This is a genomic window from Phenylobacterium sp. (assembly GCF_028290885.1).
GTDB lineage: Bacteria > Pseudomonadota > Alphaproteobacteria > Caulobacterales > Caulobacteraceae > Phenylobacterium.
Window position 1 is genome coordinate 1 of sequence record NZ_JAQGIZ010000128.1, and the last position, 7,920, is coordinate 7,920.

Here is a 7,920-nt window from a genome sequence, read left to right on the forward strand (position 1 = left end):
CCGGCGACAACGCCGAGCTGAACGTCGAGCTGATCACCCCGATCGCCATGGACCAGGGCCTGCGCTTCGCCATCCGCGAGGGCGGCCGCACGGTCGGCTCCGGCGTGGTGTCGAAGATCATCAAGTAGGATTTCCATCCCTCCTCTTTAGGGGAGGGTGGACCGAGCGAAGCCCGGGACGGGTGGGGGTGCGTGGGCCAAGCTCGGTCGCCGGAGCTTGAACGCGACTCCCCCACCCTGGCCCGCTACGCGGCCTGTCCCTCCCCTAAAGAGGAGGGATGAGTTCAGAAGGGCCGCCGGGCGAACCCCGGCGGCCTTTTCTTTGATCCCTTAATTTAGACTCGACTAATATAAGCCATGACTGCAAGCTGGCCTCTCAATTATCGGAGGCTCGCATGCAGATCGACATCCCTGGCTTCATCGGCGCGGTCGTCCGCAGGGTCGAGGATCGCCAGCACGAGGGCACGCCCGTACGCGTGGTGGTGGCCTCGCGTCGCTACGACACCGACGTCGACGACCTGTGGGACGCCCTGACCCGCGCCGAGCGCATCCCGCGCTGGTTCCTGGCGGTCAGCGGCGACTTGAGGCTGGGCGGCAAGTACCAGTTGGAGGGCAACGCCGGCGGGACCATCACCGAATGCGAGCCGCCGCACAGCCTGGCGGTCACCTGGGAGTTCGGCGGTGGCGTGAGCTGGGTCAAGGTGCGGCTGTCGGCGGCCGGCGAGGGACGGACCGACCTGACGCTTGAGCACTTGGCGCCGATCGATCCCCATTGGGACACCTATGGTCCCGGCGCGGTCGGCGTGGGCTGGGACCTGACGCTGATCGGCCTCGCCCTGCATCTGGCCGCTAGGGGGGCGGCCGTGGACAAGGACGAGTTCGCCGCCTGGTCCGCCTCGGACGACGGCAAGGCCTTCATCCGCGGAAGCGCCGAGGGCTGGTGCGCCGCCGACATCGCCAATGGCGAAGACCCGGCAAAGGCCCGGGCAGCCGCCGAGACCACCGCCAAGTTCTACACGGGCGGCTGATGCACGCCTTCGACGTCCTGGGCGATCCGGTGCGGCGGCGGATCCTGGAGCTGCTGGCCGACGGGGAGGCGAGCTCGGGCGAGGTGACGGCCGCCGTGCAGCGGGAATTCGGCATCACCCAGTCGGCGGTCTCCCAGCACCTCAAGGTGCTGCGCGAGTCCGGCTTCGCCACCGCGCGGATCGACGGCCCGCGGCGAATCTATGCGATTGAACCGGGCCCTATGCAGGAGGTGGACGCGTGGCTCGACCGCTTCCGCATGCTCTGGGGTCCCCGCCTGGAGGCGCTCGCCACCGAGGTTGCGCGCGGCAAGAAGCGGCGTGGCGGCGTGGGGCGGCCGCCGAGCTAGCGGTGGCTGTCCGTTTCATCGTGGGTCGACCGGTTCGGGGCCGGCGCGCCCGGCGCCGGTTCGCCTGATCCCGGATCGGTCAATGTCTTGGCGGTGCGGGTCGAGCCCTCGGCGCCCGCGGGCTCGGTGGCGGGCCGGGGCGGCCGGCCGGGTTTCTGGTCGTCGTCGCGGTTGTAGCGTTGCTGGGTGTCGGGCATCGAAGGCGCTCCGGATCGGGTGTTCGGCCCCTTGGGAACGAGCGGGGCGCGACATCCGATCCGCCTTGCCCGGACAAGGCGCCCCTGCTAAACGACCCGGCTCCGGCGATGAGCCGCGCGCGCCGAGGGCTTGCCGCCTTCCGGCGCGCTGTTTCATTGTCGGGGGCCGAAGGAGTGTAGCTCAGCTGGTAGAGCATCGGTCTCCAAAACCGAGGGCCGGGGGTTCGAGTCCCTCCACTCCTGCCACCCTATATGTGCGAGAATAGGGGCGCGACGTCCGCAGCCCCGAGAAGCGAGAGTTCGAAGAAAGCCGCCATGGCCAGGAAACCGGGCACAAACCCGTCAGCAATCCGCAACCGCGCCGCCAAGACCGCCGCGGTCATGGCGAGCCCCTCGGCCGCGACGCTCGCGCCGCCCAAGAAGCGCACCAGCCTCGCCCAGTTCGCCCGCGAGGTCCGCTCCGAGGCCCGCAAGATCACCTGGACGACCCGCCGCGAGACCTGGATCACCTCGGTGATGGTCGGCATCATGGTCGTCGTCGCCATGGTCTTCTTCTGGCTGGTGGACGCGGGCGTCAGCCTCACCATCAACCAGATACTCAAGCTGGCCAGCGGGGGTTAAGTTAGAGACATGTCCGAAGCCGCAGAAACCACCGCCCCGTCGAACCCGCGCCACAAGTGGTACATCGTCCACGCCTACTCGAACTTCGAGAAGAAGGTGGCCGAGAGCATCCGCGAGCAAGCCAGGACGCAGGGGCTCGAAGAGAACTTCTCCGACATCCTGGTGCCCACCGAGGACGTCGTCGAGATCCGCCGCGGCCGCAAGGTCAACGCCGAGCGCAAGTTCTTCCCAGGCTATGTGCTGGTGAAGATGGAGCTCACCGACGAGGCCTACCACCTCATCAAGAACACCCCGAAGGTGACGGGCTTCCTGGGCTCCGGCTCCAAGCCGATGCCGGTCTCCGACAAGGAGGTCGCCCGCATCATCGGCGCCATCGAGGAAGGCGTCGAGCGGCCCAAGCCCACGATCCAGTTCGAGATCGGCGAACAGGTGCGCGTCACCGACGGCCCGTTCGCCAGCTTCAACGGCTCGGTGGAGCAGGTCGACGAGGAGCGCGCCCGCCTGCGGGTCACCGTCTCCATCTTCGGCCGCGCCACCCCGGTCGAGCTGGAATACAACCAGGTCGAAAAGACGTCCTGAGCCATGGCCCCGCGGATGCGGGGTCAGGATTCATCCACGAGCCACACGAGCCACACGAACGGGAGCTTCGCTGTCCCGCGGTGCGCGTTGGTGTGGTTCGTGGACCGATCTCTTCGCCGGGTTTTCGTTGCGATTGTCAGCTTTGACTGATAATGCCGCCGGCTTCGCCGGGCTTGTGCCTGCGAATTTCAAATCCGTGGGAGGGGGCGGCCACCGTGACCCCGCACCACGGCTCAACCGGCTCCTGGGGAGCCATGAGGAGAAACGATGGCCAAGAAGATCTTGGGCTATATCAAGCTGCAGGTGCCCGCGGGCGCTGCGACGCCTTCGCCGCCCATCGGGCCGGCGTTGGGCCAGCGCGGCGTCAACATCATGGGCTTCTGCAAGGAATTCAACGCCCGCACCGAGAAGGAACAGAAGGGCACGCCGCTCCCGACGGTGATCACCGTCTACCAGGACAAGAGCTTCACCTTCGTCACCAAGACCCCGCCGGCGAGCTACTACATCAAGCAGGCGATCGGGCTGAAGTCGGGCTCCAAGGAGCCGGGCCGGTCGGTGGCGGGCAAGATCACCCGCACCCAGCTACGCGACATCGCCGAGAAGAAGATGAAGGACCTCAACGCCAACGACGTCGAGGCCGCCGCCAAGATCATCGAGGGCTCCGCCCGCTCGATGGGTCTTGAGATCGTGGAGCGCTAGGACATGGCAACTTCCAAGCGCCTCAAGGCCTTCACCGGCGACCGCACCGTCGCCCATCCGGTCGAAGAAGCCGTCAAGCTGGTCAAGGCCAACGCCACGGCCAAGTTCGACGAGAGCGTCGAGATCGCCGTCAACCTGGGCGTCGACCCGCGCCACGCCGACCAGCAGGTCCGCGGCGTGGTCAGCCTGCCCTCCGGCACCGGCCGCGACGTCCGCGTCGCCGTCATCGCCAAGGACGCCAAGGCCGCCGAAGCCACCGCCGCGGGAGCCGACATCGTCGGCGCCGAGGACCTGGTGGAGCGTATCCAGGGCGGCTTCATGGACTTCGACCGGGTGATCGCCACCCCCGACATGATGGCCCTGGTCGGCCGCCTGGGTAAGGTGCTGGGCCCGCGCGGCCTGATGCCGAACCCCCGCGTCGGCACGGTCACGCCGAACGTGGCCCAGGCCGTGAAGGACGCCAAGGGCGGGGCCATCGAGTTCCGCACCGAAAAGACCGGCATCATCCACGCCGGCATCGGTAAGGCGAGCTTCACCGAGGACGCCCTGCTGGCCAATGTGAAGGCGCTGGTCGATGCGCTGAACAAGGCCAAGCCCTCGGGCGCCAAGGGTATCTACATCAAGAAGATCAGCCTCTCCTCGACGATGGGCCCGGGCTTCAAGGTGGACACGGCTACGGCCGGCTCCTAAGGGCCTTCCAATAGGCTAGAAATCAGGGGAGCCGCAGCGACGCGGCTCCCCTTTTTCGTGCGAGGAGCTCGCCAATGGCCGAGGTCACGCTTGAACCCGCCGGCCGCGAAAAACGCCGGACGCTGGTCAACCTCTTCCAGCTCTATGCGCACGACTTCTCGGAGCAATGGTTCGATCGCCCCGAGGGCGAGCTGGGCGAGGACGGGCGGCTGGAGGAATACGGCCTGCTGGACAACTATTGGAACGAGCCCCGGCACGAGGTCCTGCTGATCCGGGCCGATGGCCGCCTGGCCGGGTTCGCGATGGTCAACGCCTATTCCCACTCAGGCTTGCCCCTGGATTTCCAGATCGCCGAGTTCTTCGTCGCCCGCAAACACCGGCGCAGCGGGGTGGGGCAGGCGGCCGCCCTGGCGATTATCGGCGCCCGTCCGGGCCTCTGGGAGCTGGCGGTCGCGCGCCGCAACACCGGCGCGCAGGCCTTCTGGCGCCGCGTGGCGGCGCTGCTGGCCGGCGGCCAGGTCGAGGAGCGGGACCAGGACGACGCCCGCTGGAACGGCCTGATCCTGCGGTTCCGGGCCGAGGCGAGCGAACGCTGAGCCCGCGGCGGCGGGCCCAGGATCGGCCTGCCTCAGGCTACCTCTGGTGAGCGCAGGCGGAGTCGTACTGCGACACCGAGGCGGTGTTGCGCGAATTCTGCGGCTGTTGGCCGGCGTAGACGGAGCCGGCTTGACCGCTGGGGTTGAACGCAGAGCCGGGCGCGGAGGCGGCCGCGCCAGGAGTGTTCGGCGCCGTGGCGCTTCCGCAGCTTTGGTTGGGCTGCCCCGTCTGGGCTGGCCCGCGCGTGGTCGTGGGTGTCGAGCTGGTCGTAGCGCTGGTGTTGCGCGAATTCGGCGCCGAGGTCGCCGCTGGCGCCATCGGGGCCGATGTCGCCGCTGGCGCGCTGGGCGGCGAAGCTGCGCCGCTAGGGGGAGCGGCCAGCGCCCCGCTGGCTGTCAGGACCGAGAGGGCGGCGGTGATTGCGAGTGATCTTGGAAGGAGGCTCATGGTCGATCCCTTCACGCAGCGTATCGCACCCCCATCCGCATCCGCCCAACATTCCGCCCGGCCGCTATGTTCCCCCCGGTTGAGCAGCCTCACGGCCCGATCAGCACCCGCGCCGAGATCAGGCGCGTGATCAGCACCTCGTGCCTGTAGACGCCCAGGCCGCCGTAGCGGCCGGACTCCACCGTGCGCCGGCCGACGAAGCGGATGTGGTAGCGGCGCGTAAGGCCGCCGTTGTCGCCAGGGCGGTCCTCCCAGCCCGCAAGCCACAGGGGCTCGGCCTTGGTCGCCCCGTCGGGACGGAAGACGCTGGTCTCGAAGTTGGTGGTGAAGTCGCCCTCGAAGACCTGTTCGCCGCCGAGCTGCACGCCGCGCCAGGTCATCGGCGCCGCGTCGAGCGCGTCTTCGGCCAGGGCGAGCCCACAGGTTAGCACCAGACCAATCAGGGCTGCGGCCAGGGCGGCGATAAGGAGGACACGCATGGTCAGCCGCGTTGAGGCTCTTCTGGCCGCTTTTCCGGGCCGCCAGTTGAGTTTCTGCCGCTCTTCCTGTAAAGCCCCCCGCTCTTAGAGTTTTCGCCGCCTTTCGGGGTTGCGAAGGACGGGGCGCACGACCATCCGCGCCCCATCCTGTCCAAGAACTGCGTAGCCCAGGGGGTCACCCGGGGCCGGAACGTGAGGACGAGCCCGTCCTCAGCCGCAGGGAGACGGGAAGATGAGGTTTCCGCGCATCGCTACCCGCGATGGGCGCGAGGCTGCGGCTTCTCTTTCGGACAGGTTGACTGACCGGCGCATGCACTTTCGCGCGCGTCGAACCGTAAGTTGGAGACCGCAATGGACCGCGCTCAAAAGCAGGAAGCCATCGAGACGCTCAAGGGCGTGTTCGACGGCGCCGGCGCCGTGGTCGTGACCCACTACCTGGGTCTGACCGTTGCGGAAATGACCGATCTGCGGGGCCGTCTTCGTCAGGAAGGCGCCCAGCTGAAGGTGGTGAAGAACACTCTGGTGCAGAAGGCCCTCGACGGGTCGGTCGGCGAAGCGGGCGAAGCCCTCTTCAAGGGCCCCGTCGCGATCGCCTACGCCCCGGACCCGGTCTCCGCCGCCAAGGTCGCGACCCAGTACGCCAAGGACAACGAGAAGTTCACCGTTGTCGGCGGCCTCATGGGTCAACAGGTGCTGGACAAGGCCTCGATCGCCGCGCTCGCGCGGCTGCCGTCGCTCGACCAGCTCCGCGCCAAGCTCATCGGCCTCATCCAGGCGCCCGCGACCAAGATCGCCGGCGTCCTGCAGGCTCCGGCGGGCCAGCTCGCGCGTGTCTTCGGCGCCTACGCCGCCAAAGACGCCGCCTGATCGTCAATTTCGCAAGACACATCGAACCTCAAAGGAACCCATCCCATGGCTAATCTCGAAAAGCTGGTCGACGAACTCTCGACCCTGACCGTCCTGGAAGCCTCCGAGCTCTCCAAGCTCTTGGAAGACAAGTGGGGCGTCTCCGCCGCCGCTCCGGTGGCCGTGGCCGCCGCCGGTGGCGCCGCCGCCGCTCCCGTCGAGGCGGCTGAAGAGCAGACCGAGTTCACCGTTGTCCTGACCGCCGGTGGCGACAAGAAGATCAACGTGATCAAGGAAGTCCGCTCGGTCCGTCCGGACCTCGGCCTGAAGGAAGCCAAGGACCTGGTCGAAGGCGCCCCGCAGAACGTCAAGGAAAACGTCTCCAAGCAGGAAGCCGAAGAAGTGAAGAAGAAGCTGGAAGAAGCCGGCGCCTCCGTCACCATCAAGTAGGCCAGAGCGAGACAGCCTAGGGCGGCCGTCGCGCTCGCTAAGAAAGATTCGCCATTCCGCGATGCGGAATGGCGGGGCGCGGGTCCGCCTGCTGCAAAGCGATCGAGGGCCGGAGAGCGATCTCCGGCCCTTTTTCTATGCGCCCGAGCCGCTGGAAGCCTGACCGCTCGCCTCGATCGGCCGGGAACACGGGCCCGGATCCGCAGATTGAATTTGACGCGCAACCAGCGCAGGCGATCGAAGTCAGCAAGGGTCCCGGTCGGGCAGCGGATCGTGAAAAAGGGACGGCGCCGGATTTCCGCCGAGGCCGCGCTATTTTCTTTTGCAGGGGGGCTTCCATCCGCGCCCGAAAAGTCCTATCTGCTGCCTCTTCGCGACATTCCCCGATTCCCGTGACGCGCACGTATGCGCTCTCGTGAGTTGGGCTTCGCGCGTCAAATGTCCCGAGGCATGGTCCGTCGCCCTCCGACCATGCGAAGGGGCGCTCCCGACGAAACGGGGAGCCTTCCAGCGTCCGGCTTTCCCGCAAGGGGAGGTTGAGGGTGGACGCAGGACATCAATGACCGACGCCGGGAGTCCGTTCCCGCGTCCTCAAGGGACAAACATGGCGCAATCCTTCACCGGCAAGAAGCGGATCCGCAAGTCGTTCGGCCGCATACCTGAAGCCGTGCAGATGCCGAACCTGATCGAGGTTCAGCGCTCCTCCTACGAACAGTTCCTGCAGCGCGAGACCCGCTCGCCCGACCGCAAGGACGAAGGCATCGAGGCGGTCTTCAAGTCCGTCTTCCCGATCAAGGACTTCAACGAGCGCGCGGTGCTCGAGTACGTCTCCTACGAGTTCGAAGAGCCGAAGTACGACGTCGAGGAATGCGTCCAGCGCGACATGACCTACGCCGCGCCGCTGAAGGTCAAGCTGCGCCTGATCGTGTTCGAGACCGACG

The 7,920-nt window shown here is 67.4% G+C and carries 12 protein-coding genes, 1 tRNA gene and 1 pseudogene; 12 read left to right on the top strand and 2 right to left on the bottom strand.

All coding sequences use genetic code 11. The annotated features are described in order from the left end of the window. The 3 genes and pseudogenes from tuf to JWP28_RS08740 all read left to right on the top strand — a co-directional run. Positions 1–128 (top strand): annotated as a pseudogene (gene tuf / locus JWP28_RS08730) (elongation factor Tu); the annotation flags it as partial. 266 nt (positions 129–394) lie between these two features. Beyond that, positions 395–1,027: an SRPBCC family protein gene (locus JWP28_RS08735; RefSeq protein WP_299542112.1), complete on the top strand. Its 633-nt coding sequence runs from the start codon at positions 395–397 to the stop codon at positions 1,025–1,027. Continuing rightward, positions 1,027–1,374, top strand: a complete 348-nt coding sequence (locus JWP28_RS08740) for a metalloregulator ArsR/SmtB family transcription factor (RefSeq protein ID WP_299542114.1) — start codon at positions 1,027–1,029, stop codon at positions 1,372–1,374. Before JWP28_RS08735 ends, JWP28_RS08740 begins: the two co-directional genes overlap by 1 nt. Here JWP28_RS08740 and JWP28_RS08745 read toward each other — a convergent pair. Continuing rightward, positions 1,371–1,571: a hypothetical protein gene (locus JWP28_RS08745; RefSeq protein ID WP_299542134.1), complete on the bottom strand. Its 201-nt coding sequence runs from the start codon at positions 1,569–1,571 to the stop codon at positions 1,371–1,373. The two genes, JWP28_RS08740 and JWP28_RS08745, sit on opposite strands and share 4 nt — an antisense overlap. 170 nt (positions 1,572–1,741) lie before the next feature. On the opposite strand from JWP28_RS08745, the gene JWP28_RS08750 reads away from it, so the two are divergent. The 6 genes from JWP28_RS08750 (at position 1,742) to JWP28_RS08775 (ending at position 4,756) form a co-directional block, all read left to right on the top strand. Continuing rightward, positions 1,742–1,817 (top strand) — tRNA-Trp (locus tag JWP28_RS08750). 69 nt (positions 1,818–1,886) lie between these two features. After that, positions 1,887–2,192 carry a preprotein translocase subunit SecE gene (secE, locus tag JWP28_RS08755; protein ID WP_299542116.1) on the top strand — a complete coding sequence of 102 codons (306 nt, stop codon included), beginning with the start codon at positions 1,887–1,889 and terminating at the stop codon, positions 2,190–2,192. A gap of 9 nt (positions 2,193–2,201) precedes the next feature. After that, positions 2,202–2,771 carry a transcription termination/antitermination protein NusG gene (nusG, locus tag JWP28_RS08760; RefSeq protein WP_299542118.1) on the top strand — a complete coding sequence of 190 codons (570 nt, stop codon included), beginning with the start codon at positions 2,202–2,204 and terminating at the stop codon, positions 2,769–2,771. Between the two features lie 267 nt (positions 2,772–3,038). Continuing rightward, positions 3,039–3,470, top strand: a complete 432-nt coding sequence (gene rplK / locus JWP28_RS08765; protein ID WP_299542120.1) for a 50S ribosomal protein L11 — start codon at positions 3,039–3,041, stop codon at positions 3,468–3,470. A gap of 3 nt (positions 3,471–3,473) precedes the next feature. Further along, positions 3,474–4,160, top strand: a complete 687-nt coding sequence (rplA, locus tag JWP28_RS08770; RefSeq protein ID WP_299542122.1) for a 50S ribosomal protein L1 — start codon at positions 3,474–3,476, stop codon at positions 4,158–4,160. Between the two features lie 74 nt (positions 4,161–4,234). Beyond that, positions 4,235–4,756 (top strand): GNAT family N-acetyltransferase, encoded by a 522-nt coding sequence (locus JWP28_RS08775; protein WP_299542124.1) that lies wholly within the window; start codon positions 4,235–4,237, stop codon positions 4,754–4,756. Positions 4,757–5,293: 537 nt separating this feature from the next. Here the strand turns inward: JWP28_RS08775 and JWP28_RS08780 are convergent. Next, positions 5,294–5,683, bottom strand: coding sequence for a hypothetical protein (locus tag JWP28_RS08780; protein WP_299542126.1), 390 nt, complete (start codon positions 5,681–5,683; stop codon positions 5,294–5,296). Positions 5,684–6,034: 351 nt separating this feature from the next. On the opposite strand from JWP28_RS08780, the gene rplJ reads away from it, so the two are divergent. The 3 genes from rplJ to JWP28_RS08795 all read left to right on the top strand — a co-directional run. After that, positions 6,035–6,550, top strand: coding sequence for a 50S ribosomal protein L10 (rplJ, locus tag JWP28_RS08785; protein WP_299542128.1), 516 nt, complete (start codon positions 6,035–6,037; stop codon positions 6,548–6,550). Positions 6,551–6,595: 45 nt separating this feature from the next. Beyond that, positions 6,596–6,979 (top strand): 50S ribosomal protein L7/L12, encoded by a 384-nt coding sequence (gene rplL, locus JWP28_RS08790; RefSeq protein WP_299542130.1) that lies wholly within the window; start codon positions 6,596–6,598, stop codon positions 6,977–6,979. A gap of 604 nt (positions 6,980–7,583) precedes the next feature. Beyond that, positions 7,584–7,920, top strand: a 337-nt coding sequence (locus tag JWP28_RS08795; protein ID WP_299542132.1) for a hypothetical protein, incomplete at its 3' end; no start/stop codon positions are given.